This window comes from Streptomyces sp. SirexAA-E, from assembly GCF_000177195.2.
Classification (GTDB): Bacteria; Actinomycetota; Actinomycetes; order Streptomycetales; family Streptomycetaceae; genus Streptomyces; species Streptomyces flavovirens.
In genome coordinates this window covers 2,375,690-2,401,360 of record NC_015953.1, presented here as the reverse complement: position 1 = coordinate 2,401,360, position 25,671 = coordinate 2,375,690, and the positions used below count along the sequence as shown (strand labels likewise).

Here is a 25,671-nt window from a genome sequence, read left to right as displayed (position 1 = left end):
CTGCGGAGATTCCCCTGAGGGCCGTATCCCTCAGGCGAGGTGGAAGACCTCGGTCAGCGGGACCATCGCCTCGTCGGGCGCCTCCGGCTGCTCGAAGAACTCCGCCATCTCGCGCTGCCACCGCTCGTTGACCTCGGTCGCGGCCATGGCCTCGCGGGCCGCGTCGAAGTCCTCCGTCTCCAGATAGCCGACGAGCAGACCGTCCTCCCGCAGGAAGAGCGAGTAGTTGCGCCAGCCGGAGGCCGACAGCGCGTCGAGCATGTCCGGCCACACCGCCGCGTGGCGCGCACGGTACTCGTCGGCACGCCCCTCGCGCACCTTCAGCAGAAAACAGACGCGTTGCACGGATCCGCCCCGCTCAGAAGTCGAACCGGTCGATGTTCTTCGCGTCGAACACCGTCGGTTCGCCCAGGATGACCTCGCCGTCCTTGCCGACCGTGTACTCGCCGAGCTCGCCCGCCGTGAACGTCTCGCCCTCCGCGCCGGTGATCTGCCCCGACGCCAGCGCGGCGGCCGCGTACGAGGCGAGGTACCCCAGCTCCTCCGGGTTCCAGAGGGAGAACTGCTCGACCGTGCCGTTCTTGACGTAGGCCCGCATCTGGTTCGGTGTGCCCAGCCCGTTGAGGACGACCTTGCCCTTGTACGAGGAGTCGCCCAGATAGCGGGCCGCGGCGGCGATGCCGACCGTGGTGGGCGAGATGATGCCCTTGAGGTCCGGGTAGGCCTGCAGAAGGCCCTGCGTCTGCTGGAACGACTTCTGGTCCGCGTCGTCGCCGTACGCGACCTTCACCAGCTCCATGTCCTTGTACGCGGGGAGCTTCAGCTCCTCCTTCATGTACTCGATCCAGGTGTTCTGGTTCGTCGCGTTCTGGGTGGCGGACAGGATCGCGATCTTGCCCTTGTGGCCGATCTGCTCGGCGAGGTGCTGGACCAGGCTGCGGCCGATCTGCTCGGAGCCGGCCTGGTTGATGAAGAGCTGGCGGCAGTCCTTCGCCGTGTCGGAGTCGTAGGCGACGACCTTGATGTCCTTCTTCATCGCCTGCTTCAGCGGGCCGCACACCGCGTTCGGGTCGTTGGCCGCGATCAGGATCGCGTCCTGGCGCTGCTGGATCAGCGTGTTGATGTAGCTGACCTGGGAGGAGGCGTTGGCGTCGGACGGGCCGACCTCCTTGCCCGTGCCGCCGTACTCCTTCGCCGCGGCGATCCCCGCCTCGTCGAGGATCTTCTCGTAGGGGTTGTTGATCTGCTTGGGCAGGAAGGCGAGCTTCAGGCCCTTCTTCAACGGCGCGTCCGGGTCGGCCTTCGCGGAGCCCGTGGCCTTGGCACCGCTCTCGCCCGCGCTGTCCTTCGTCGTGCCGGAGCAGGCGGTGAGGGAGAGGGCGAGGCAGACGGCGGTGGCGGCGGTCGCGACGGCGCGGCGCCCGACGGCGTTGCGGAGCATCATGGCGGCGTGGTGCCTTTCGACGAGGAGGAGGGGATCACGGCGTACGCGCGGCCCGCCGGTGCCGTCGTTCGACGACGCCGGCGACGACCCGCGGGGTGAGGACGGAGGCCACGAGCAGCAGGCCGGTCACGATGACCTGGACCTCGCCGGCGACGTCGTTGAGCGTGAGCAGGTTCTTCAGGACACCGATCAGCAGGACCCCGGCGACCGCGCCGAAGAGCGTGCCCTTCCCGCCGTCGAAGTCGACGCCGCCGAGCAGCACGGACGCGATCACGAGCATCTCGAAGCCCAGTCCGTTGTCGGCGCGGGCGCTTCCGTACCGGAGGGTGAAGACCACACCCGCGAAGGCGGAGAACAGCCCGGTCACGACGAAGAGCAGCAGCTTGATCCGCTTGACCCGGACGCCGGAGAAGTAGGCGGCCTCCTCCTGGGAGCCGATCGCGAAGAGCGAGCGGCCCAGGCCGGTGGCGTGCAGGACGACCGCGGTGACGGCGGCCAGCACGACGAAGAGAAGCACCGGGTAGGTCAGGAAGGTGCCGGGGACGGTCGTGGTGTCGACGGCCCAGTCGGCGTACGCCTGCGGGAAGTCGGTCACCGCGTCGCTGCCCAGCGCCACCGAGGCCAGGCCCCGGTACAGCGCCAGCGTGCCGATCGTGACGGCCAGCGACGGCAGCCCCACCCGGGTGACCAGCCAGCCGTTGAGGAGACCTCCGGCGACGCCGACCAGCAGCACCACCGGCACGATCGTCTCGAAGGCCCAGCCCGCCTCCCAGAGCGCGCCGGTCAGCGCACTGCCCAGTCCGAGCATGGAGGCGACCGACAGATCGACCTGCCCGGCGACGACCAGCAGGGTCATCGGCAGGGCGATGAGGGCGACTTCGGCGATGTCGTTGAAGGCGAACGCAAGGTTCTCCCGCGAGCCGAAGCCCTCCGTGCCGGCGAGGCCGACGACGAGGACCGCGACCAGCAGCACACCGACCGCGGTGTCCCAGCGCAGCCCCGGGCCGCGTACGCGTGAGGCGGGAGCCTTCTGTGTGTCAGGCGCCGTGGACATGGCGGGCGCTCCTCTTCCTCAGTGCGGCGGTCACCCGCAGGTTCACGACCCGGTCGACGCTGATGGCCAGCAGGAGGAGCGCACCGGTGATCGCGCCCTGCCAGAAGGCGTCCACCTTCAGCACGACCAGTGCGCTGCCGATGGTGGTGAGCAGCAGGGCGCCCAGCGCGGCGCCCCAGACGGTCCCGGTGCCGCCGGTGATGGCGACCCCGCCGACGACGACGGCGCTGACGACGGTCAGTTCCCAGCCGTGCGCGTTGTCCGCGACGACGGTCCCGAAGCGGGCCAGCCACAGGGCCCCGGCGAAGCCCGCGACGGCCCCGGAGAAGGCGTAGGCGGCGAGCACCCGGCGGCGGATCGGGATCCCGGCGAGGCGGGCCGCCTCGGGGCTCGACCCGATCGCGTAGAGCTCGCGCCCCGAGCGGTAGCTCCGCAGGTAGTACGCGGTCGCCGCGAGCAGCGCGACGGCGATCAGCGGCAGGTACGGCACCCCGAGCACGCTGCCGCTGCCCAGGCCCAGGACCGCTCCCGGCACGTCCGCCGCGCTGATCTGCTCGCCCCGCGCCCACCAGTAGTCGACGCCCTGGATGATGTAGAGCATGCCCAGGGTCACGACGAGGGCCGGCACCTTGCCGAAGCTGACCAGGGCCCCGGAGACCAGACCGCAGACCACCCCGATGGCGACACCGAGCAGCATCACGGTCAGCACGCCGTGGTCGGTCCCGGCGACGAACTTCCCGCAGGCGAAGGCCGAGAGGCCGACGACGGAGCCCACCGACAGGTCGATGTTGCGGGTGACGACGACGGCTGACTGGCCGACCGCCAGGAGCACCAGGATCGACGCGTTGAGCAGCAGGTCCTTGATGCCCTGGTCGGACAGGAAGCGCGGGTTGGCGAGCCACGTGCCGAGCACCAGCAGGACCAGCGCCCCCGCGATGGAGATCTCGCGGGCCCGGAAGACCGCGTCCACGAGCGAGGAGGCGCTCCGCTCCGGAGCCCGGACGGCGTCCGTGTCCGGGGGAGTGCCGACGGTCGCGGTCATGCCGCGCTCCTTTCCGTACGTCCGGTGGCCGCGGCCATGACCGACTCCTCGGTGGCCTCGGCACGCGGGATCTCGGCGGCGAGCCGCCCCTCGTGCATCACGAGGACCCGGTCCGCCATGCCGAGGACCTCCGGCAGGTCGGAGGAGATCATCAGGACCGCGAGGCCGTCCGCCGCCAGCGCCGACAGCAGCCGGTGCACCTCGGCCTTCGTGCCGACGTCGATCCCCCGCGTCGGCTCGTCGACGATCAGCACGGAGGGGCCGGTCGCCAGCCACTTGGCCAGGACGACCTTCTGCTGGTTGCCGCCGGAGAGCACGCCCACGGAGTCGGCCAGCCGGTTGTACTTGAGCTGGAGGCGCACCGCCCAGTCGGCGGCCCGGTCGTGCTCCAGCGCCCGGCTGATCAGCCCGCGCCGGCGGATACTGCCCAGACCGGTGAGCCCGATGTTCCGTTCGATCGACATCTCCATGACCAGACCGCGCTGCCGGCGGTCCTCAGGCACGAGGGCCAGTCCGGCCGCCATCGCGGCGGTGGGCGACCCGGGCCGCAGCACCGCGCCGGCCACCTTCACCTCGCCCGCGTCGGGCCGGTCGACCCCGAAGACCGCCTGGGCGACCTCGGTGCGCCCGGCGCCGACCAGGCCCGCCAGCGCGACGATCTCGCCGCGGCGCACGTCGAACGACACGTCGTGGAAGACCCCTTCGCGCGTCAGCCGGTGGACGGACAGGGCCACGTCGCCGACCTCGGCGTCCTGCTTCGGATAGAGGCCGTCGAGGTCGCGGCCGACCATCCTGCGCACCAGGTCGTCCTCGGTGAGGCCCTCCAGCGGCTCGGAGGAGACCCACCGGCCGTCCCGCAGGGTCGTGACGCGCTGGCACAGCTCGAAGATCTCGTCGAGGCGGTGCGAGACGAAGAGCACCGCCGCGCCCTCGGCGCGGAGCGCCCGGACGACGGAGAACAGCCGGGCCGTCTCACTCCCCGTCAGGGCGGCGGTCGGCTCGTCCATGATCAGCACGCGGGCGTCGAAGGAGAGCGCCTTGGCGATCTCGACGATCTGCTGGTCGGCGATCGACAGGCCGCGGGCGGGGCGGTCCGGCGCCAGGTCGACGCCCAGTCTGCGCATCAGCCCGGCGGTGGTCGCGCGCACGGCCCGGTGGTCGATGCGGCCCCCGCCGCGCCGGGGCTGACGGCCCATGAAGATGTTCTCGGCGATCGACAGATCGGGGAAGAGCGTCGGCTCCTGGTAGATGACGGCGATCCCCGCGTCCCGGGCGTCCGCGGGCCCGTGGAAGACGACCGGATCGCCGTCGAGGCGCACCTCACCGCTGTCCGGGCGGTGCACCCCGGCCAGGGCCTTGATGAGGGTCGACTTGCCCGCGCCGTTCTCGCCCGCGAGCGCGTGGGCCTCGCCGGGGAACAGCCGCAGGGAGACGTCCCGCAAGGCCCGCACGGCGCCGAAGGACTTGCTCACCCCCTGGAGGGCCAGGACCGGGGCCGGGCCCCGGCCCGAGTCCGGGTCCGGGCCCGAGTCCGGGTCCGGACCCGGGGAGGACTGGTTCATGTGAGCTCCTCAGCGGTGGGACCGTGTCGCGTCACTCGTCCGTGAAAGGTTTCAATGAGGTTGCTCGGAAGCTAAACGGGGATTGCAGGCACAGTCAATGGGGTGGTGGCGAGAAGTTCCTCGAACGCCGGGGCGAGCGTGACGGGGATGGGGGGATCGGGCGGTCACCCTTGACAGTCTTCGGGTCGGCCCACTATCTTCCTCGCGCTTGAATCGATTCACGCGTCCGGGTGGGGTGGAGCGTCAACGGGGGAGACCGGCCCCGGCCGGGTGACGGGGGCCCAGGAACACGGCGAGTCCCGCCTTGCCGGGGACCGGTGCCGGGAGCTGATGCCAGCCCGCGCGCCGGTAGAAGCGCACCGTGGACGCGGCGTGCACGGAGGTGAGCAGCCAGCACCGGCCGTCCGGCGCCTCCCGGGTGACCGCCGCCAGCAGCGCGGCCCCCGTACCGGTGCCGCGCGCCGCCGGGGCGACGGCCAGTTCGTCGACCTCCAGGGCCCCGCTCAGCCACTCCCGCACCCGGCCGGGGCCGAGCGCGCGGGCGACGTGTCCGTAGCTGCGGTCGGCGGGGAAGGGTGCGGGGGTGGTCCAGGCGGTGGCGAAGCCGGTGACGGTCCCGTCCGCGCCGAGGGCGAGCCCGGCGGTGAACCCGGGCCGCTCCGCGTCGGTGGCGAGCCGCTCGGTGTACTGCCCGGCCGCCGCGGGGTCCTCGTTCCAGGGCGGGGCCGTGAAGACCTCCGCGTAGACCCGCCCGATCCCGTCGGCGTACGCGCGCACGCCCTCCCCGCCCACGGTCCGTACCTGCACGGTCGCCCCTCCCGCAGTGCCGTCCGGTGCGGAAAGGATAGGGCCCGGCTCAACGACCGCCGGGCCCTTTCCGGACCAGGTGCGCGGTGAACCAGTCCCGGGCCAGCTCCGCGACCTGTTCGAGAGCTCCCGGCTCCTCGAAGAGATGAGTGGCACCGGGGACGATCTCCAGCCGGTTCTCGCAGTGCAGCGCCTCCCGCGCCCGCCGGTTCAGGTCGATCACCGTGGTGTCGTCCCCGCCCACGATCAGCAGCGTCGGTGCCCGTACGGCGGCCAGGTCCGCACCCGCGAGGTCCGGGCGCCCGCCGCGGGAGACCACCGCGCCGATCCCCGAGTCCGTCGCGGCCGCGGCCCGCAGTGCCGCGGCCGCACCGGTGCTCGCCCCGAAGGAGCCGACCGGGACGGCCACCCGGTGGCGCAGCCACCGCGTGGCGTCTGCCAGCCGGTCCGCGAGCAGGCCGATGTCGAAGACGTTCGCCCGGTCGGCCTCCTCCCCGGGCGTCAGCAGGTCCAGGAGCAGCGTGCCGAGGCCGGCCCGGTTCAGTGTCCTCGCCACCGCACGGTTGCGCGGGCTGTGGCGACCGCTGCCCGAGCCGTGCGCGAACACCACCACCCCGCCGGTGGCCGCGGGCAGGACGAGGTCCCCGGTCAGCCCGGTGCCGCCCGCCTCCACCTCGACCGTCTCGGCCGCCGGGCCGCCGTCGCCCGCCCGTGCCAGCAGGGCCACCACCTCCTGGTCGGAGGTCTGTGAGAAGTCCTGGTACCACTCGCCGACCGAGGAGAACGGAGCCGGGGCGGACAGGCACACCACCTCGTCCACGTCGTCGCGCAGCCGGGCGACGACGTCCGGCGAGGCCACCGGGACGGCCAGCACGACATGAGCGGCGCCCTGGGCCCGCACCACCTGGCAGGCCGCCCGGGCGGTCGCGCCGGTGGCGATCCCGTCGTCCACCACGATCACCGCGCGCCCGCGCAGCGGGAGCCGTTCCCGGCCCTTCCGGTAGGCGTGCGCCCGTCGCGTCAGTTCCTCCTCCTCGGCGCGCTCGACCGCCGCGAGGTCCTGCTCGCGGACCCCGGCGTGGCGGACGATCTCGTCGCTGATGACCCGCGCACCGCCCTCCCCGATGGCCCCGAAGCCCAGCTCGGGGTGGTAGGGGACGCCCAGCTTGCGGACCACGGTCACGTCGAGGGGGGCGCCGAGCGCCCGTGCCACCTCGAACGCCACCGGGACCCCGCCGCGGGGCAGCCCCAGGACCACCGGTTCGCGTGGTCCCAGGTGCCCGAGCTTCTCCGCGAGCCGGCGTCCGGCGTCCGTACGGTCGGTGAACTGCACTGTGGTCGCCTCCGGAGTCCTCGGGATCTCTCGGCGGGCGTCGTCCGCCCCGTCCGCTCCCGCCTGCCCTCACCCTCGAAGCAATCCCACCCGGGCGCGACCGGCAACTCGGGGCGGACGTCCGCGCGGCGGGATGCGGTGGGGCGGCCGGTCAGCCGGCGGTCAGGGCGTCCGCGTAGAACCGCTCCGGGGCGGCGGCCAGGGACGCCTTGACGTGGGCGCTCCACTCGTCCGCGACCACTTCGAACGCCCCGGCCGCCACACCGTCCAGACCGGCGCGCGCGATGTCGGCGGGGTCGGCCTTCTCGCCCGTGTAGGAGGCCGCGATGTCGGTGTCGGCGGCCCCCAGGTGCAGGCCGGTCACCAGGGTCCCCCGGGGGGCCAGTTCGATGCGCACCCCGTTGGTGAGGCTCCACTCGGCGGCCTTCGCCGCGGCGTACGCGTTCGTCCCGTCGTAGGAGAACCAGGACAGCGCGGAGAGGACGTTGAGGATCGCGCCGCCGCCGTTGGCGGCCAGGACCGGCGCGAAGGCCCGCACCACGTGGAGCGTGCCGTAGAAGTGGGTGTCCATCTCCCGGTGGACGGCGTCGAGGTCGCCGTCCACCAGGTTGGTGTAGGTGGAGATGCCCGCGTTGTTGACCAGGAGGTCCACGTCCTGGGCGGCGCGAGCGGCGGCGGCCACCGAGTCGGGATCGGTGATGTCGAGCCGCAGCACCTCCACGCCCGGGAGGTCCACGCTCTCGGGGCGGCGCGCGGTCGCGTAGACCTTCTTCGCCCCCCGGGCCACCAGCTGCTCGGCGAAGTGGCGGCCGATGCCGCGGTTCGCTCCGGTCACCAGGGCGGTCGATCCTGCGATCTGCATGGTCTGCTTCTTCCGTGAGGCCGAGGCGGTGGTCGGGGCGCCCGGTGTTCGCCTTCCCGCTCGGACATGGCTACGCTAAAACCTCACGTCGGCGTCAGGTGCAAGTCCTGGCGGGAGGGAGTTTCGAACCATGCGGATCGGAGAGCTCGCCAGACGCTCCGGGGTGAGCGTCCGTGCCCTGCGCTACTACGAGGAACAGAGCCTCCTGGACGCGGACCGCACCCCCGGAGGGCAGCGCGACTACCCGGACGGGGCCGTGGACCGGGTCCAGCTGATCCAGCAGCTCTACGCGGCCGGGCTGTCCAGCAGGACGATCGTCGAGCTCCTGCCGTGCGTGAGCACCGGCACGGCGACGCAGAGCATGTTCGACCGGCTCCTGACCGAGCGCGACCGCATCGGCGTCCGCATGGACGAGCTGGCGCAGGCCAAGGCCAAGCTGGACCGGGTGATCGAGCAGGTCCTGGCCGCGGGCCTGACGCGGGACGGGGCCACCGGTTCCGCACCGGTCGGCTCCTGACGCGGAGCCGTACCCCCGGTGGCCGAGGTGATCCGGCCACCGAGGGGCACGCGTCAGTCCGTGCGCTGTGCGGTCGCCGTCCGCCCGGTGCGTACGCTCCAGCGCCCTTCGGCGCGGAAGAGCCGGACCGGATGGCCGAAGCAGCGGCTCACGAGGTCGCTGGTCAGCGCCTCCCCGACCGGGCCCGAGGCCAGACACCGCCCGTCCCGCAGCAGCATCGCGTGCGTCGTCCCGGGCGGCAGCTCCTCCAGATGATGGGTCACCAGGACCGACGCCAGCTCCGGATGGCTCTGCCGGAGCGTGTCCAACCGCTCGATGAGCTGCTCACGCCCCGCCACGTCCAGCCCGGTCGCCGGCTCGTCGAGCAGAAGCAGCCGGGGGCGGGGCATGAGGGCCCGCGCGATGAGCGCGCGCCCGCGTTCCCCCTGCGACAGCGTCGGCCAGAGCGCCTCCCGGCGGTGCCCGAGGCCGAGCAGGCCGGTCAGGTCGTCGGCCGCGGCCAGCTGCTCGGGCGTCGGACGCCAACGGGGCACCCGTTCCACGCTGTTGGTCAGCCCCGTCAGCACGACGTCGCGCACCTTCAGCGGCGAGCGCAGGGCGTGCTGGGGATCCACATGGCCGACGTACGTCCGCAGGGTGCGCAGGTCCACCCGCCCCAGCCGGTGCCCGAGGACGTCCACGGTGCCACGGGTGGGATGGGAGAGGGCGCCGAGCAGACCGAGCAGGGTGCTCTTGCCCGCGCCGTTGGCGCCGAGCAGCGCCCAGTGCTCACCGGCCCGCACCGTCAGCGACACCTCGCTCAGGATCGGCCGGCCGTCCCGGACGACCTCCACCCCCCGCGCGCACAGGACCGGGACCTCGCCCGCGGCGGGGTCTTGGCGGGCCGCGCCCACCAGCGGCGCCGCGCTCACGACCGGCCCCCACGGGCGCGGTTGACGGCGGAGAGGACCGAGTGGACCGACGCGGTCAGCACCGAGGTGTCCCACCCGGCGCCCCAGGCCGTGACACCGTCCACCCGGCACTCGGCGTAGGCGGCGGCGGGGGAGTCGGGCCCGGCGGTCGTCGCGTGCTCCCAGTAGCCGAGGACGCCGACCGTCACCCCCGCCGTGCGCAGCGCGTCGGTCAGGGCGGCCAGCGGGCCGTTCCCGGTGCCCCGGCAGGAGTGCTCCCGCCCGTCGACCCGCAGGACGCAGGTGAACGTGTGGACGCCGGGCGCGGTCTCGGCCGTGCTCCAGGACACCGCCTCCACGGACCCCTGCCCGGCGGCGGCGAGGTAGGTGGTGCGGAAGAGCTCCCCCAGTTCTCCGGCGGTCAGTTCCCGCCCGGTGCCGTCGGTCACCCGTTGCACCGTGCGCGAGAAGTCCGGGCGCATCGCCTGCGGGAGGTCCAGCCCGTGGTGGGCGCGCAGCAGATGGGCGACGCCGCCCTTGCCCGACTGCGAGTTGATGCGGATGACCTCCTCGTACGTCCGCCCGATGTCCCCCGGGTCGACCGGCAGGTAGGGCACCTCCCACGGGGCCTCGGCGGCCGGGACCCCCTGCTCGGCGGCGCGCTTCGCGTGACGGGCCATGCCCTTGGCGATGGCGTCCTGGTGGGTGCCCGAGAAGGCCGTGTGCACCAGCTCGCCGCCGTAGGGGTGGCGCGGGTGCACCGGCAGGCGGTTGCAGTGCTCCACCACCTCCCGTACGGCGTCGATGTCGGAGAAGTCGACCATCGGGTCCACCCCCTGCGCGAACAGGTTCAGGGCCAGCGTGACCAGGTCGACGTTGCCGGTGCGCTCGCCGTTGCCGAACAGGCAGCCCTCCACCCGCTGCGCCCCCGCCAGCACCGCCAGTTCGGCGCAGGCGACGCCGGTGCCCCGGTCGTTGTGCGGGTGGACGGAGAGGATCACGGAGTCCCGGCGGGCCAGATGCCGGTGCATGTACTCGATCTGGTCCGCGTACACGTTGGGGGTGGCGATCTCCACCGTCGCCGGGAGGTTGTGGACCACCGGCCGGTCGGGGCTCGCCTCCCACAGCTCGGTGAGGCTGTCGCAGACCTCCAGCACGAAGTCCGGCTCGGTGAGGTTGAAGACCTCCGGGGAGAACTCGAACCGGATGTCCGCGCCCGGCCGTTCCCCGGCCCGCCGCAGCAGATGCGTGGCCGCGTCCGTGATCATCGCGTGCAGCTCGGCGCGGGAGCGGCCCAGGACGACGTCCCGCCAGACGGGTGCGGTGGCCGTGTACAGGTGTACCAGGGTGCGGGGGAGCCCTTCGACGGAGGCGATCGTCCGGTCGATCAGATCGCTGCGGGCGGCGGTGAAGACGGACACGGTCACGTCGTCGGGCACCGCGCCGCTCTCGGCCAGGTGCCGTACGAAACCGAAGTCGGTCTCACTGGCGGAGGGGTAGCCGACCTCGATCTCCTTGAACCCCATGGCGACCAGCAGGTCGAACATGCGGCGCTTGCGGGCGGCGTCCATGGGCTCGGCCAGCGCCTGGTTGCCGTCCCGCAGGTCCACCGGCACCCACAGCGGGGCCCGGGTCAGCCTCCGCGAGGGCCAGCTCCGGCCGGCCGACGGCAGGGGGACCCGGGCGTCGGCGGGCCGGTAGCGGTGGTGCGGCATGGAACTGGGGCGCTGCGGATTCCACGCCGGCGCGTCGGCGGGGACGCCGCCGGAGGGCGTACGCAGGGTGGGGAACGCCGTGGTCCCGGTGGTGACAGTCACGGGGGAACTTCTTTCACTCGGCCGTCCTGTGACCGGCATGGCCCGACCTCCGCTGCGGGGGGCCGGTCGTGATCAGGCCCCGCAGCGGCAGTCGAGGAGAAGGAGCTCGCGCTGCGGCATGCCGGTACAGTAGGGGAGAACCAACTCCTCAGACAAGCTGAGGTGTGCGGGAAGGTGGACGACATGACGCAGGGCCCGCTCGGGCAACTGGCCGCTCTGAGGCCGTCGCCCCTGGTCGAGCAGGCCGCCGAGCGCCTGCGCGAGAAGATCGCCGACGGGTCCTGGCCGGTGGGCACGAAGCTCCCCGCCGAGACCGCCCTGGCCGCCTCCCTGGGTGTCGGACGCTCCACCGTCCGCGAGGCGCTGCGGGCGCTCGCCGGGGCCGGACTCGTCCAGCCGCGCCAGGGCGCCGGGGTCTTCGTCATCGCGACACAGCCCGAGGAGGACTGGGCGACCCAGCTGCGGCGCGCGGCCGTCACCGACGTCTACGAGGTCCGCATGTCCATCGAGGTCGAGGCCGCGCACCTGGCCGCCCTGCGCCGTACGGACGAGGACGTCCGCGCCCTGGAAGAAGCGCTGGCCGGGCGCCGAGCGGCGGGGAGCGCGGACAACGCCGCGTTCGTCGACGCCGACATCGCCCTGCACGCCGCCGTGGTCGCCGCCGCCCACAATCCCGTACTGACCGGCCTGTTCGCCCAGTTCGTGCCCGTGCTGCGCACCGGACTCATCGACATGCTGGACCTCCTCGGCCTGCGGACCGCCGACCCCGACCACGGCGACGCGGACCACGCCGCCCTGGTGGAAGCGGTCGTCGCGGGGGAGCCGGACCGGGCCGGCCGCACCCTGCGCGACGAACTGGCCGCCACGCTGGAGCGGCTGCGCACGGTCTGACGCGCGGCGCGCGGCTCGGAGTCGCCGGCCCGGAAACTGCGAACAGGACGCCGTCTACCGTTAGTTCACCTCATGAGGGAACAATGGCCTCCGCTTGGCCGACGATTCCCCCCGAGGAGAGACACGCATGCCGAAGCGGTCGATAGGGACCCCCACCCCCGCCCTGACGCACCTGCCACCCCCACCGGCCGGAACCCCCGGACCGCCGGACGCCCGGCGCCGCGGCCCCCGCAGGGGCCCGCTCGCCCGCGCCGGCGCGGTGCTCGCCGCGGCCGCCCTGTTCGTCCTGCTGCCCGCCTCGGCGGCCCACGCGGACCCCCCGCAGAACCTCCCCCAGAACGCGGGGAGTTACGAGCAGACCTTCTCGCCCGCCTACGACTACGACGGCGACGGCTGCTACGCCACCCCCGCCATCGGTCCGGACGGCACCCTCGCCACAGGACTGAACACGACCGGCGCGATCAACGGCAGCTGCCGCGACCAGTGGGACCTGGACAACTCCCAGACGTACGCCCGCTCCCTGTGCAACAACGGCTGGTGCGCGATCGTCTACGCCAGCTACTTCGAGAAGGACCAGGCTGTGCACGGCAGCGGCCTCGGCGGCCACCGCCACGACTTCGAACACGTCATCTCCTGGGTCGACCAGGCGTCCAACCAGGTGGAGCACGTGTCGACGACCCAGCACAGCACCGTCAAGACCTACCCGCGCTCTCAGGTGCGGTTCGACGGCACGCACCCGAAGACCGTCTACCACAAGGACGGCGCGAGCACGCACTTCTTCCGCCTGGCCAACGGCAACGACGAACCGCCGGAGAACCACTACCACACCTGGCGTTACCCCCCGATCGTGGACTGGAACGGCTTTCCCAGCACCGCGCTGCGGGACACCCTGATGAACGCCGACTTCGGCTCCGCGACCATCAAGGTCACCGACAAGGACAACCGCTTCCGCAACCTGCTCAGCAACTCCAAGCCGGCCGGCATCCCCTTCGACCCCTGGGGCTGACGCCACCAGTCATCCGGTACCCGCGCCCCCGTGCGGAGGCCGGCGCGCACCCGCGCGCCCGGCCTCCGCACGGGGGCGCTTCACGGCGCCGCGACCACGCCGGAGACCACGCGGACGCCGAGGCCGCGCACCCGGTGGACGCACGTGTCGGGAAAGAAGTGCGCCCGGAAGAACCACTCGCGTCGCGGACGGGGCGGCTCGTCCGGCCGGGTCCTTCCTTCGGGTGAACGTGTGGGCGACGGCCAGGGGTTGCCGCCCGGGGGCGGGGCGCCGCCGAGTACGGGACACCGGAGCACGTACGGCGCGGCGAGGGCGCACTCCGGGGCCCGCGGGCGGGCACGGCCGGCCCCGGCGACCGCGTATAAACCGTGCTGATCCGGTCCGGGCCGGCGCGTCGGCTCCGGGGGCGGCCCGGCGGCCCTCCCCGCGTCCCTGCGCCCCCCGCCCGCCCCGTCGGTACGAACTGGAGTCCCCGATGCCCGTGACCCCGCCGTCAGCCCCGTCGGTCCCCGCCCCCCGCCACCCGGCCCACGCGGTCGACCGCGCGTTCCTCAGCATGGAACGCCGTCACCCCGACGTCCGCTGGGACGCCGGCGGCGTCGCGTATCTGAGCGGCCCGCCCCCGAGCCTGGCGGACCTCCGCACGTACCTGGGCCTGCGCCTGCCTCACCTGCCCCTGCTGACGAGCCGGGTCGAGGGCGGCTCGCGGCGCCCCCGCTGGCGGCCGGACGCGGACTTCGCCGTCGACCGACAGGTCCACGAGGTGGTCGCGGACGGCCCCGAGGACTGGGACGCCGCCCTGAACCTGGCGCTCAACGCGCCGTTCGCACCCGGCGCCTACTGGGGCGTCTGGCTGATCCACGGCCACGCCGCCGACGAGTACGCCGTGTGCTACCGCTTCCACCACGCCTGCCAGGACGGTGCGGCCGCCGCGATGACGTTCCGCGCCCTGCTGGGCGAGGGGGAGCCGTCGGCCCGGCCGGTGCCGAATCAGGGCCGCCCGGCCCCTCTGCCCCGGCGGGTGGGGACGGTCCTCGGGCTGACCGCGAAGTTCGTCGCGGGCTCCCTCGTCGTCCGCGGCGCCCGGCCCGCCATCCCCTTCGAGCCCACGGGGGAGAGGCGGCTGTGGCGCGGCCGCGTACCGGCGGACACCCTCCGCCGGATCGGCGCGGCGCGCGGCGGATCGGCCCACGACGTCCATCTCGCGGCGCTCGCGGGGGCGTTGCCGGTCTGGTCGGAGCGCTCCGGCGTACCGCTCCCACGGGTGACGGCGCTGGTGCCCATCGACGCGCGCCGCCCCGACGAGGAGCAGACCTGGGGCAACCGCTGCTTCGCCGTGCCCCTGGAACTGCCCCTGGGGACCGGGCCGGGACGCGCGGACGCCTCCGAGGACGGCGACGCGCCCCTGAGGCGACTGGACCGCGTGATGGCGAGGACCCGGAAGCTGCGGGGCGAGGCATGGCGGCAGGCCATCCAGGACATGGTCCGCTTCATGCCGAACCGCCCGACCGAGTGGTACATGCGGAGCATGTTCTCCCCGCGCGTCACCGACGTCATGGCCACCTCCATGCCGCTCGCCGACAAGGGCAGCCTGGGTGACACCCAGGTGACGGGGACCGCCCTGCTCCCCCTGCTCGTGCCCGGACACCTCTTCGCCGTGGGCCTGTCGTTCTTCGGCGGCTGGGCCGAGGTGTCCTTCGTGGCCGACCGGGCGCTGCCCCTGGGGGAGCTGCTGCCGGAACTGTGGGAGGAGGCCGTGGGCGCGCTGGCGCAGACGCCGCCGGCGTGAGGCGGCCCGGCACCGTCGGACGGACCCGTCGGTGCGCCGTTTCCCCTGCCACGCCCGCTCGTTGGACACAGGCGGGGCCGGTCCGCCGCCACCCGGAAGACGTGGACGACGGAGCAGCGCGATGGACGTCACAGATGTGCACCACTCCTACCGGCAGCACGCCGTCCTGCGGGGGGTCGACCTCCGGCTGCGCCCCGGAGTACTCGCCGGGATCGTCGGGGAGAACGGCGCGGGCAAGTCGACGCTGCTGAAGATCCTCTCCGGCGAACTCTCCCCGGACCGGGGGACGGTGCACCACAGAGGCAGGTTCGGCTACTGCCCGCAGTCCGTCGTCCTCGACGACTCCTTCACCGTCCGCCAGCACCTGGACTTCTTCCGGCACGCCTTCGGCCTCGCCGACCTGCGGCGGGCCGAGGAAGTGATGGAGACGCTGGCCTTCACCGAGTACCTCGACCGGCGGGCGGGACGGCTCAGCGGCGGATCACGGCAGAAGCTGAACCTCACCCTCGCCCTCATGCACGATCCGGACGTGCTGCTGCTGGACGAGCCCTACCAGGGTTTCGACTGGGAGACGTATCTCCGCTTCTGGGAGCTGGCGACGAGACTGCGCGACGCCGGACGCTCGGTGCTGGTCGTCTCCCACCTGGCGTACGACGTCGACCGGCTGGACCAGCTGTGGCGCCTGGAGGACGGCCGCCTCCGGCCCCAGGACCGGCATCCGGAGGCGGCGGCATGAGGCGGCACTGGGCCCTGTTCGCCACGGCCTCCCGGTACGCGCTGATCGGGCACGCCCGCAACCGCTTCGCGATGCTGCTGGTGGTCGTGTACATCCCCGTCTGGATCGCGCTGGCCTACCTGACCATCCCCGACCGGCCGGCGCCGTTCCGGCTGCGGGCCACGGGCGAGATCCTCTCCCCGCCCGGCAACCACCTCACACAGATCACCGGCGCGCTGAACGCGGTCACCCTCATCGCCGGCTTCATGATGTTCGCCGCCACCTTCACGGGCGGCGCCTTCGACCGGCGCCTGGCGATGGCGGGATACCCGCGCTTCCACCTGGTCCTCTCCAAGCTCGCGGCGCTCACCCTGGTCTGCGCCGCCGTCGCCGCGTACGCCACGGCCGCCGCCGGTTTCGCCTGGTCCCCCCGGCAGCCCCTCATGCTCGCCACCGCGCTGTTCTGCGCGGCCCTGACCTACGGGGCGCTCGGAGTCGTCTTCGGGTCGGTGCTCCGCCGTGAGGTGGAGGGCATGTTCGCCATCCTGATGATCAGCATCATCGACCTCGCCCTGCAGAACCCCCTCTCCAGCTCGGGGTCGGACAGCGGCGTGGTGCGCTTCCTGCCCTCCTACGGGGCCGTCCAGGCCAGCATGTCCGCTGCCTTCTCCCACGCGTCGGTGGCCCAGGGCCTCGCGATCCAGCTCCTCTGGCTCACCGGGGCGGGCCTCGCCGGATTCCTGGTCTTCCGCCGGCGTACCCGCGACGCCCTTCCACGGGAACGGAAGCGGGGCACACCAGGGCGCTCCGGACCCGGCCTGGGCGCGGAGGGGGCGGCGCGTGCGGCGGAGCCCGGCACGGCCGCGTAGCGCGTCCCTCGTGCGCGCCCGGCCCCGGGGCCACCCGGAACGGCCAGGCGGTGGCCATGGACCTGGACGCCCGCTGCCGGAACACGGGCCGGGACACCCGCTGCCGGAACACGGGCCGGGACACCCGCTGCCGGAACACGGGCCGGGACACCCGCTGCCGGAACACCACGGGGATGTCGTGCGCCACGTTCGCCGCGTCGCCGATCGAGACGATCCAGCAGTACGCCCCGAAGGTCCCCGCCCGGACGCGGGAGCTGGAGAAGGTGGTCACGAAGGTCCGGTGGAGCGCCATGCGGAAGCTCGACGCGGAAGCCACCGACGCCACCTGCCGCAGGGCCTGCAACGGGGGGCGAAGACCGGCCGGTGACGGGCCTCGGTGCCTGATGCCCCCCGCCCGGCGCACCGGCCCGTCCCCCGGGACCGGGGCGCCGGGCGCGGGACACCCGGGCCGTGACGTCACCGGCCGAGGAGGGCGCCCACGGTCTTGCCGCCCCCGGGCCTGCGGACGACGGTGGTGGCGTCGGCGAGGTCGTTGACCATGGGCCAGCCGAACCCTCCGGCACGGCCCCGCAGGTCGGGAGTGCGCATGCGTGGCACCCGGGGGCTGGGGTCGTCGACGGCGACCTCGATCGTGTCGCGGTGGGCCGTCAGACGAAGCGTGCAGGCACCTCCGCCGTGGCGCAGCGCGTTGGTGACGAGCTCCGAGACGACCAGGACGACGGTGTCGGCGGCCTCGCGTGCGACGGCGGGCTGCTCCAGTGAGGCGAGGAAGGCCCGTGTGGCGTCGCGCGTCTCGGCGACGGCTGCTGCGGAATCCACCAGTGCGGCGTTGACGCTCATCGTGTCCATCAGGTCACCCCGGTCTCTGGGTCGTCAATGCCGGCTCTGTATACCGAGTGCCTCTGCCCTGCATGCGGCCGGCTAACCCGGTCCCACCTCCGGCCGGAGCGGGGCCGCTGTGGGTCTCTTCTCTGTACGAGGTCGACTACCTCCGTTTTCGACGCTCAGAAATCTATGGCGGCGAGAGTAGACATTGAGCACCGTTGTGGGTATGTTTTCTCTTGTAACCGAGATCGAGCAAGGCCCGGCAGGGATGAACTGCCGGGCAGCCGTACAGGCAGTACGCAGTGCGGTGCGGTGGCGGAGTTCCGAAGCCGGAGAAGACGCAGGACGGGCGACGGGACTGGCCGCCGGACCGGGTGGCCCGCAGTGATCAGGGGCCGCCGTGAGCAGGACCCGCGGTTCACGCGGGAGCAGTCGCAGTACCAGTAGTCGCAGTACCAGCGGTATGAGCAGTGCAAGCAGTGCCAGCAGTGCCAGCAGTTCGCAGTTCCGCAAGGTAAGGCAGTTCATCCAGAGGGAAGAACGGAGGAGTTGAGCGCCATCAGGATCGCCCGGGCGGATTCACTGGGCCCGGGTACCGCAGGACATCGATAGGCAGGTGGTCTCCGGTCACGCATCCGCGATCCCCGCGCACGCTCACGTTCCGGTGAGCCGACGCGGAACAAGAAGGCCGACGAGGTATCAAGGTCGGCCGATGGTGTAGCAGTTCCTTCGGGGCCCTGGTGTCGACCGACACCAGGGCCCCTCCACGGGTTTCCACGGACACGGGTTTCCACGGACACGACACGGGTTCCACAGAGAGGTGCGATGACAGCAGACGACTCGTTCGACCGTCTCGACGACGACGACTACCCCGCCTACACGATGGGCCGGGCCGCCGAGATGCTCGGTACCACCCAGGGCTTCCTCCGCGCCGTCGGCGAAGCCCGCCTCATCACGCCGCTCCGCTCCGCGGGCGGTCACCGCCGTTACTCCCGTTACCAGTTGCGCATGGCCGCCCGCGCCCGGGAGCTGGTTGACCAGGGCACCCCCATCGAGGCCGCCTGCCGCATCGTCATCCTCGAGGACCAGCTCGAAGAGGCGCAGCGCATCAACGCCGAATACCGCCGTACCGCCCAGACGCCCGGCCCACCCGCGGCCTGAGGCGCCGCGCCCGCCGGCCACCGACGGACCCCGCACCGCAGGACGTTCGCACGTCCTCCTCCGCCCACGTCGAAGACGTGGGCGTCCTGCTGTGTGCGGGGTTCCTGAGGGGGCTCGCCTCCGTGAGGGGCGTTGCCCGGGCGCTTACGCGCACTCTGCGGGCCGCCCTCTCGTGTGCGTCCGGCGGCGAGAAGGCCCCCCGGGATCGGAGGGCCTCACTGCGGTGCGCGATGTGCGCCCCCGGCAGGACTCGAACCTGCGGCCAAGCGCTTAGAAGGCGCCCATTGCATATAGCTCAGACCCCGTTTGACCTGCAACTTAGCCCTTAGCTGACAGGTGATCAGGCGTCTTGTGGGACGCATGTGGGATTCGACCGTACGGGGGGCCGGTGGTCAACGACGGCGGCTACGGGGTTCTGCGCGAGTACATGACCGACGCGGTCGGCGCCACCACCCACACCGAGCTCGCCCGCCCCTACTTCACCGCTCTCGCCGAGTCTTTCGGCATCCCGGCCACACTGTTGTCCCCCGCCACCCCCAGGCTGACCACGCGTAGTCCCTCGCCACCCCGGCCCCTCCGTCGTCGTCCTCCCAGCGGCCCTGAAGCTCTTCGCCCCGACCCGCCTCTGAGCGCAGCTGGACCAAGATCCTCCAAACCCTCCCACCGGACCGTCCCGGACGGTATGTTCCGGTCCGCGGGGGCGGCACCGCAGGCCAGGTGCCACCCGCCGGGCCGATGTCAGAGGCCACGACTAGGCTGAATGCGGAGAGGAGGACGGTGTGCTGCTGAGATTCCGCGTGGCGAACGTGCGGTCCCTGCGTGACGAACAAGAACTGTCCTTCATCGCGCCCGAGGGCGAGAGCGGGGTCGACGGGTCGGCGAACCCGGTGGAGCTGGCGGGCGGCGGAACCGTGGGAGTCTTCCCGCTCCTCGCCGTTTTCGGAGCGAACGCTTCCGGCAAGTCGAACGTGCTCAGCGCCCTCAGCGACATGCGGCACGCGGTGCTCAACTCCTACGCTCGCTGGGCGTCCTACGAGGGCGTCCCCCGTCACGTTTTCGCGCTGAACCCGAAGAGCGAGGATGAACCGTCCTTCTTCGAGGTTGACATCGTCATCGACTCCATCCGCTGGACTTACGGCTTCGAGCTCGGCGCCGACCGGGTCGAGTCCGAGTGGCTGCACAGCTACCCGCGCGGCCGCCGCCAGGAGTGGCTGGACCGCGACGCGTCCCGGACCGAGGTCTACAGGTGGCCGGGCGGCCGAGTCCGCGACCGATCCCAACTCGTGCGCCGCACCCGGCCGAACGCCCTGCTGCTCTCCACGGCCGGCACGGACAACCATCCGCAGCTCTCCCCGCTTTTCCACTGGTTCCGGCGCAATCTGTGGTCGATCGACCCGGAGGCCGAACGCCCTCAGCGCGAGGCGTTCACGACCCGGGAGCTCGCCGGGGACCGCGCCCAGCGGATCCAGGAACTTCTCAGGGTCGCGGATCTCGGCATCACAGGGGCCTCTGTCGTGCAGGAGGACCCGGGGAAGAGCTCGGTGAAACTGACCCACCGGTCGGCGGGCGGGGACGTAGCCTTCGACTGGTCGGAGGAGTCCTACGGCACCCGCTCCTGGTTCGCCCTTCTGGGCCCGCTGCTGCTGGCCCTTGACGAGGGCGCGGTGCTGCTCATCGACGAGCTCGACGCCAGCCTGCACTCCCGGTTCGCCGCCGAGGTTGTGCGGCTCTTCCACGACCCCCTCGCGAATCCCAGGGGTGCGCAGCTCGTCTTTACCTCCCACGACGCGACGATGCTGACCACCCCCAGCGGGGGGCGGCTGCTGGAGCCCGGGCAGGTGTGGCTGACGCAGAAGGACAAGGACGGGGCGACCGAGCTCTACCCGCTGACGGACGCGGAACCGGGCGAGGATGAGGACCTCACCCACTCCTACCTCGCGGGGGCATTCGGCGGCGTTCCGTCCCTGCTCGAGGGGCAGATCGCGCGGCGGTTGGCGACGGCGCGGGAGACCGGGGCGTACGAAGGGGCGGGACAGAGCTGATGGCGAGGCCGCAGCGGGGAAACGACGCGTTGGGACGGTCCTCGAGGGGGGCGGGACAGCGGAGACGGGTGGTCTTCGTCTTCACCGAGGGCGAGGTGACCGAGCCCTCGTACCTCGACATCATCACCGAGGTGGGGGTACTGAAGAACCCTGCCGCCAAGGTCGAGCTGCGCATCGCCAACCGAAAGAAGAAGAGCGACCGCAAGCCGATCGACCTCGTCGAGATGGCGGCGGACTTCCTGCGCGAGAAGACCCGCGAAGCCAAGCGCGCGAAGCTGAAGGGCGCCGCCGCCCAGCCGCAGGTCTGGTGTCTCTTCGACCACGACAACCACCCGCGTGTCCCCGAGGCGATGAAACTGGCCAAGGAGGCCGGTGTCCATGTCGCCTTCTCGCATCCGTGCTTCGAGGTGTGGCGGCTTGCCCACTACAAAGCGGTCACCGGTTCGTTCGAGGGGGTGTGCGATCTCGCGGCCGACCGGCTGCCCTTCCAGCGTGGCAGTGAGGACGCTGCCAATCCGAAGCTCGTCCTTCCCGACCAGGTCCTCGGCAGGTTCACACAGGCCCGGGACAACGCCCGACGCATGAACGACCAGCACGGTGACCATGTGCCCAGGTTCGACCGCGACCCGTACACGGACATGCATACCTTCGTCGAGGACGCACTCGGCATCGCCTCCTACTGACGTCCCCTGCAGACCGGCCTCCGCTGATTTCGGGATGGGGCCAGACGGCCATAAGGTCGGACCGTCATCTCAGGCCGTAGGGAGTCATACGTGGCCAAGCTCACGCTCGCCCAGTTGGAGCGGCACCTGTTCGCCGCAGCCGACATCCTCAGGGGGACGATGGACGCCTCCGAGTACAAGGACTACATTTTCGGGCTGCTCTTCCTGAAGCGCGCCAATGACGAGTTCGAGGCGGCCCGGGAGCGGATCAAGGAGCAGGCGAAAAGGGACTGGGGCTTCGACGGCGAAGAACTCGACGCCTTTCTGGAGCAAGAGGCCCCGTACCGCGAACGCGACGTGCTGTTCGTCCCCGAGAAGGCCAGGTGGCACGAGATCTCGGGCGTCACGCGCAACATCAACGAGAGTGTGCTGCGCCCTGCCCTTCAACTTCTCGAAGGGCAGAACGAGAAACTCACGGGTCTCTTCGACCATCTGGACTTCAACCGCATCGGCGGCTCCGGCGCGGCCGCGGGCACGGCCACGCTGGCCGACAAGCGCCTGGAACTCCTCATCGCGCACTTTGGCCGGGTCCGGCTGCGCACGGACGACTTCGAGTTTCCCGACCTGATCGGCGCAGCCTACGAGTACCTGATCAAGGAGTTCGCTGACTCGGCCGGCCGCAAGGGCGGCGAGTTCTACACCCCGCGCGCGGTGGTGCGCATGATGGTCGAACTCCTCGCACCCACCCAGGGCATGCGGATCTACGACCCGTGCGTGGGCTCGGGAGGCATGCTCATCCACGCCGCGGAGTACGTGGAGGAGCACGGCGGGGACACCTCCGACATGTTCTTCGCCGGCCAGGACGCCAACAGCGGCTCCTGGATCATGTCCACGATGAACATGGTCCTGCACGGCGTGCGCCGCTTCGACCTGACCACCGGCGACACGCTGGCCAGGCCGACCCATATCCCGACCTCGGACGCGGACCGCTTCGACGGCGTGCTCAGCAACCCGCCGTTCTCGATGGACTACACGGCCACGGACCTGGCGCACAGGACCGAGCGGACCTACTACGGCCTGACCAGCGAGCGCGGCAAGGCCGACCTGATGTTCCTCCAGCACATGCTCTGGGAGACCAAGAAGGAGGGGCGCGGCGGCATGGTCATCACCGTCATGCCCCACGGGGTGCTGTTCCGGGGCGGCGGCGAGCAGCAGATCCGTACGAAGCTGCTCGACGAGGACGCCGTGGAGGCGGTCATCGGCCTCGCTCCGAACCTCTTCTACGGCACTGGCATCCCGGCCTGCATCCTGGTGCTGCGCCCGCCGGGCTGCAAGGGCCGGGACCGGTCGGAGAGGGAGCCGGAGCGCGCGGGGAAGGTCCTGTTCATCAACGCGGACCGCGAGTTCCACGCCGAGCGGGCGCAGAACGTGCTGCTGCCCGAGCACGCCGAGAAGATCACGACCACGTTCCGGACGTTCGCAGAGGTGCCCGGCTTCTCGCGCGTCGTGACCCGCGAGGAGCTCGCCGAGAACGACGACAACCTCAACATCCGCCGCTACGTGGACAACACGCCGCCACCCGAGCCGCAGGACGTCAGGGCGCACCTGGTCGGCGGGGTGCCGCGCGCGGAGATCGAGGCGAAGGGCGAGCTGCTCGGCGCGTACGGGATCGGGGCGGACGACCTGTTCGCGGAGCGGTCGCCCGCCGACACCGACTACCTGGACTTCCGGCCGGCCGACGCCCGCCCTGACCTGGGCGCGCTCGCCCGGCCGCGCGAAGAGGAGCTGCGGGCCGCGTTCGCCGAGTGGTGGGCGGCGGAGGCGAAGCACCTGGAAGCGGTGGCCGCGACACCGGAGCTGCTCGCCGAGTCCACCGCCTCCGAGCGCAAGGCCGCGCTGATGAGGTTGCGCGGCTCGCTGATGGGCTCCTTCGTCGACCGGCTCACCCAGGTCGGTCTCCTCGACCGGTACGCGCTCGCGGGCGCGGTCGCCGGGTGGTGGCACGAGGCCAAGTACGACCTGCTCGCCCTGTCGGAGAACGGGTTCGCGGGCGTGATCGACGGCTGGGTGGAGAACGTCGAGACCCTGCTCGCCCCCGAGCAGGACCCGCGCACCCAGAAGGAGCGCAAGCGAACCGCCGCGGAGCGGCGTCAGGCATACGACCACAAGCTTGTCGCCGCGATCGCCCCCGACTTCCTGACGGAGCTGAAGGAAGCGGACGCGCGCAAGGCGGAACTCGACGCGAAGTGGAAGGAACTCAACGGACGGTTGCCGAAGGAGCCGGTGGCAGGGGGTGGCTCGGCGGGTTCGGAGGCCAACGCCGATGCCGACGCTGACGGCGGCGAGGAGTCCGACGTCGACGTCGAGGAAGTCACCCTCTCAGCGGAGGAGTTGGCGACACTTTTGGCGGAGATCGCCGTCGTGAAGAAGGACCGTGCGAAGGCGGGCGCGGTGGTCAAGCGCCTGGAAACGGACTTCTGGTTCCCCTACCCGAGTGACCCGCCCACCCTGGGCGAGGAGCCGCCCCGGCTGTTCCGCGCCCGCGCGGCGCTGGACCCGGCCGCGGAGCGCCGGGTCGTGCTCGCTCTCCTCCGCGACGACCTCGCATCGAAGCTGAACGGCCATGTGGTCCGCTGGCAACGGGAGTTGGCGACGTCCTACGAGACGTGGGAGCGCAAGTACGCGGTCTCGCTGGCCGAGATTCGCGAGGGCCGCGAGCGGGCGACGGCTAGGCTGGACGGGTTCCTGAAGGAGCTGGGTTATGTCGACTAGTGCCGACGTGCAGTGGGTCCCAGTGCGGGAACTCGGTGAAGTCCGTATGGGCAAGCAGCTTTCGCCGTCCAGCCGTGAGGCCGCAGGCCAGTTCCCGTACTTGCGCGTTGCGAATGTTCATCTGGGCCGGATCGAATATGTCGACGTAAATGAGATGGGTTTCACGCCCGCAGAGCGGGTGACATACGGGCTCAAACCCGGTGACATCTTGCTCAATGAGGGGCAGAGTCTGGAACTCGTAGGGCGTAGTGCAATCTATGACCGCGCAGAGGGTGAGTTTTGTTTTCAGAATACACTGATTCGATTCCGGCCGAATGGTTGCATCCTCTCGGCTTACGCGCAGGTGGTTTTCGAGCACTGGCTACGGTCTGGCGTGTTCGCTGCGATCGCCAAGCAGACGACCAGCATTGCACATCTGGGCGGTGATAGATTCGCGGCGTTGAAATTTCCACTGCTCCCAACCGGTATGCAGCAGCGGATTGTCGCCGTGCTCGATAGCCTTGCGGAGCTGGAACGCCGCATCGAGGCGTCGATCGTCAAGTTGCGAAGCGTGCGGAAAGGGATCATCTCGGAACAATTCTCTCGGGCGGACGTGGAAGATGGGTCGCCGGCATCCCGACTTCGTGCGCTGGATTCGCTTGCTGATGTGGGTAGTGGCCTCACTCTCGGCGGTATCTCCTCCGGTGGCACCCTACTGGAGGTTCCATATCTGCGCGTGGCGAACGTGCAGGACGGTTTTATCTCGACGCTCGAAATGAAGTCGGTGCGCGTCACGCCCAGTGATATGGAGCGATTTCGGGTAAGGCGCGATGACGTCCTGGTCACGGAGGGGGGGGATTTTGATAAAGTGGGACGCGGTGCCGTCTGGGATGGGCGGATCGATCCTTGCTTGAATCAGAACCATGTCTTCCGTGTTCGCTGTGACAAAGAAGTCTTGGACCCCCACTTCCTCAGTCTGTATATGTCATCAGCGGCTGGCCGCCGATACTTTCTACGAGTTGTCAAGCAGACGACGAATTTGGCCTCGATCAACTCATCTCAGCTCAAGGCAATGCCTGTTCCTTGTCCCCCTCTGGAAGAGCAGCGACGGACGGTCGAACTGGTCGGCTCGTGTGATGAGCAGATTGCTCAAGAGGAAGGTGAGCTTACGAAGTTGCGCGAGCTGAAAGTGGGACTCGTGGACGACTTGCTGTCCAGGCGGGTTGCCGTTTCGGTGGCCGGAGACTGAGGAGTAGGGGCCCCCGCCGGGGGGAGGGTCAGGCGAGGAAGACGCCGCACCGTAGGGCTGTGACGAAGGTGGACTAGCTCGTCGCGGGGGACACGGCCGCTGCCCTGTCCGGGGTGTTCGAGCCGCGGACGGCGAGGCCCGAGGGGAGGGCGTCCAGTATCTCCACCCAGCTGCCACCCTCGAGGTTGCTGTAAAGAGGACTTGCGGCAACCCACGCAGAGCGGTTGACATGCTGCGCTCAGTCATGGTGTTTGTCGTCTCTGCTGTCGCCCGGAGAAGGGCGCGTGTCAATGTGCGGTCGGCTCGGGGCGAGGTGACGACGTTGCCGTCGTTCCGCTTTTCGAGCCAACCGCACAATTTCACTACCTCCTCACCGGTGAGGA

Annotated in this window: 22 protein-coding genes and 1 pseudogene; 12 read left to right on the top strand and 11 right to left on the bottom strand. The window is 71.2% G+C overall.

The genetic code is table 11. The features are described 5' to 3' along the window. Positions 1-30: 30 nt before the first annotated feature. The 8 genes from SACTE_RS10620 to SACTE_RS10585 all read right to left on the bottom strand — a co-directional run bounded on the left by SACTE_RS10620 (position 31) and on the right by SACTE_RS10585 (position 8,104). Entirely contained in the window at positions 31-345 is a 315-nt protein-coding gene (locus SACTE_RS10620; protein WP_014046031.1) for an L-rhamnose mutarotase, read from the bottom strand. A 13-nt stretch (positions 346-358) separates the two neighbouring features. Continuing rightward, on the bottom strand, positions 359-1,444 hold the full coding sequence (gene rhaS, locus SACTE_RS10615) for a rhamnose ABC transporter substrate-binding protein (protein ID WP_014046030.1): 1,086 nt from the start codon (positions 1,442-1,444) through the stop codon (positions 359-361). 34 nt (positions 1,445-1,478) lie between these two features. After that, the gene (locus SACTE_RS10610) at positions 1,479-2,498 is read right to left on the bottom strand and encodes an ABC transporter permease (RefSeq protein ID WP_014046029.1); all 1,020 of its coding nucleotides are present in this window, start codon (positions 2,496-2,498) and stop codon (positions 1,479-1,481) included. Next, the gene (locus tag SACTE_RS10605) at positions 2,482-3,540 is read right to left on the bottom strand and encodes an ABC transporter permease (RefSeq protein WP_014046028.1); all 1,059 of its coding nucleotides are present in this window, start codon (positions 3,538-3,540) and stop codon (positions 2,482-2,484) included. Before SACTE_RS10605 ends, SACTE_RS10610 begins: the two co-directional genes overlap by 17 nt. Next, complete coding sequence (locus SACTE_RS10600; protein WP_014046027.1) at positions 3,537-5,102, bottom strand: sugar ABC transporter ATP-binding protein; 1,566 nt, start codon at positions 5,100-5,102, stop codon at positions 3,537-3,539. The genes SACTE_RS10605 and SACTE_RS10600 overlap by 4 nt, the downstream gene beginning before the upstream one ends. A 243-nt stretch (positions 5,103-5,345) precedes the next feature. Then, positions 5,346-5,909, bottom strand: a complete 564-nt coding sequence (locus SACTE_RS10595) for a GNAT family N-acetyltransferase (RefSeq protein ID WP_014046026.1) — start codon at positions 5,907-5,909, stop codon at positions 5,346-5,348. Between the two features lie 49 nt (positions 5,910-5,958). Beyond that, positions 5,959-7,242, bottom strand: coding sequence for a phosphoribosyltransferase family protein (locus tag SACTE_RS10590; protein ID WP_014046025.1), 1,284 nt, complete (start codon positions 7,240-7,242; stop codon positions 5,959-5,961). Positions 7,243-7,393: 151 nt separating this feature from the next. Beyond that, positions 7,394-8,104, bottom strand: coding sequence for an SDR family oxidoreductase (locus tag SACTE_RS10585; RefSeq protein ID WP_014046024.1), 711 nt, complete (start codon positions 8,102-8,104; stop codon positions 7,394-7,396). Between the two features lie 130 nt (positions 8,105-8,234). On the opposite strand from SACTE_RS10585, the gene SACTE_RS10580 reads away from it, so the two are divergent. Beyond that, positions 8,235-8,621: a MerR family transcriptional regulator gene (locus SACTE_RS10580; RefSeq protein WP_014046023.1), complete on the top strand. Its 387-nt coding sequence runs from the start codon at positions 8,235-8,237 to the stop codon at positions 8,619-8,621. Positions 8,622-8,674: 53 nt separating this feature from the next. Here SACTE_RS10580 and SACTE_RS10575 read toward each other — a convergent pair whose 3' ends face one another. After that, on the bottom strand, positions 8,675-9,532 hold the full coding sequence (locus SACTE_RS10575; RefSeq protein WP_014046022.1) for an ATP-binding cassette domain-containing protein: 858 nt from the start codon (positions 9,530-9,532) through the stop codon (positions 8,675-8,677). Continuing rightward, positions 9,529-11,226 carry a 2-isopropylmalate synthase gene (gene leuA, locus SACTE_RS10570; protein WP_050986401.1) on the bottom strand — a complete coding sequence of 566 codons (1,698 nt, stop codon included), beginning with the start codon at positions 11,224-11,226 and terminating at the stop codon, positions 9,529-9,531. The genes SACTE_RS10575 and leuA overlap by 4 nt, the downstream gene beginning before the upstream one ends. A gap of 285 nt (positions 11,227-11,511) precedes the next feature. On the opposite strand from leuA, the gene SACTE_RS10565 reads away from it, so the two are divergent. The 5 genes from SACTE_RS10565 to SACTE_RS10545 all read left to right on the top strand — a co-directional run bounded on the left by SACTE_RS10565 (position 11,512) and on the right by SACTE_RS10545 (position 16,598). Beyond that, positions 11,512-12,219, top strand: a complete 708-nt coding sequence (locus SACTE_RS10565; protein WP_014046020.1) for an FCD domain-containing protein — start codon at positions 11,512-11,514, stop codon at positions 12,217-12,219. Between the two features lie 127 nt (positions 12,220-12,346). Further along, the gene (locus tag SACTE_RS10560; protein WP_014046019.1) at positions 12,347-13,225 is read left to right on the top strand and encodes an NPP1 family protein; all 879 of its coding nucleotides are present in this window, start codon (positions 12,347-12,349) and stop codon (positions 13,223-13,225) included. Positions 13,226-13,700: 475 nt separating this feature from the next. Then, a complete protein-coding gene (locus SACTE_RS10555) occupies positions 13,701-15,014 on the top strand; it encodes a wax ester/triacylglycerol synthase domain-containing protein (RefSeq protein ID WP_014046018.1) in 1,314 nt (437 codons plus the stop codon). A 121-nt stretch (positions 15,015-15,135) separates the two neighbouring features. Then, on the top strand, positions 15,136-15,750 hold the full coding sequence (locus SACTE_RS10550; protein ID WP_014046017.1) for an ABC transporter ATP-binding protein: 615 nt from the start codon (positions 15,136-15,138) through the stop codon (positions 15,748-15,750). Next, positions 15,747-16,598, top strand: coding sequence for a hypothetical protein (locus tag SACTE_RS10545; RefSeq protein ID WP_014046016.1), 852 nt, complete (start codon positions 15,747-15,749; stop codon positions 16,596-16,598). Before SACTE_RS10550 ends, SACTE_RS10545 begins: the two co-directional genes overlap by 4 nt. 456 nt (positions 16,599-17,054) lie before the next feature. Here the strand turns inward: SACTE_RS10545 and SACTE_RS10540 are convergent, their stop codons facing one another. Then, positions 17,055-17,447, bottom strand: coding sequence for an ATP-binding protein (locus SACTE_RS10540; protein ID WP_014046015.1), 393 nt, complete (start codon positions 17,445-17,447; stop codon positions 17,055-17,057). 801 nt (positions 17,448-18,248) lie between these two features. Between SACTE_RS10540 and SACTE_RS10535 the strand changes: the two genes are divergently transcribed. From SACTE_RS10535 to SACTE_RS10515, 6 genes and pseudogenes are all read left to right on the top strand, one after another. Continuing rightward, complete coding sequence (locus SACTE_RS10535; protein WP_014046014.1) at positions 18,249-18,584, top strand: MerR family transcriptional regulator; 336 nt, start codon at positions 18,249-18,251, stop codon at positions 18,582-18,584. Between the two features lie 388 nt (positions 18,585-18,972). Further along, a pseudogene (locus SACTE_RS34955) lies at positions 18,973-19,213 on the top strand (thiamine pyrophosphate-binding protein); the annotation flags it as partial. A gap of 150 nt (positions 19,214-19,363) precedes the next feature. Then, positions 19,364-20,626, top strand: coding sequence for an ATP-binding protein (locus SACTE_RS10530; RefSeq protein ID WP_014046013.1), 1,263 nt, complete (start codon positions 19,364-19,366; stop codon positions 20,624-20,626). Positions 20,627-20,694: 68 nt separating this feature from the next. Continuing rightward, positions 20,695-21,309 (top strand): RloB family protein, encoded by a 615-nt coding sequence (locus SACTE_RS10525; RefSeq protein ID WP_019993758.1) that lies wholly within the window; start codon positions 20,695-20,697, stop codon positions 21,307-21,309. 90 nt (positions 21,310-21,399) lie between these two features. Then, a complete protein-coding gene (locus SACTE_RS10520) occupies positions 21,400-24,060 on the top strand; it encodes a class I SAM-dependent DNA methyltransferase (RefSeq protein WP_014046011.1) in 2,661 nt (886 codons plus the stop codon). Further along, complete coding sequence (locus tag SACTE_RS10515; RefSeq protein ID WP_014046010.1) at positions 24,050-25,288, top strand: restriction endonuclease subunit S; 1,239 nt, start codon at positions 24,050-24,052, stop codon at positions 25,286-25,288. The genes SACTE_RS10520 and SACTE_RS10515 overlap by 11 nt, the downstream gene beginning before the upstream one ends. The last annotated feature ends 383 nt before the right edge of the window (positions 25,289-25,671 follow it).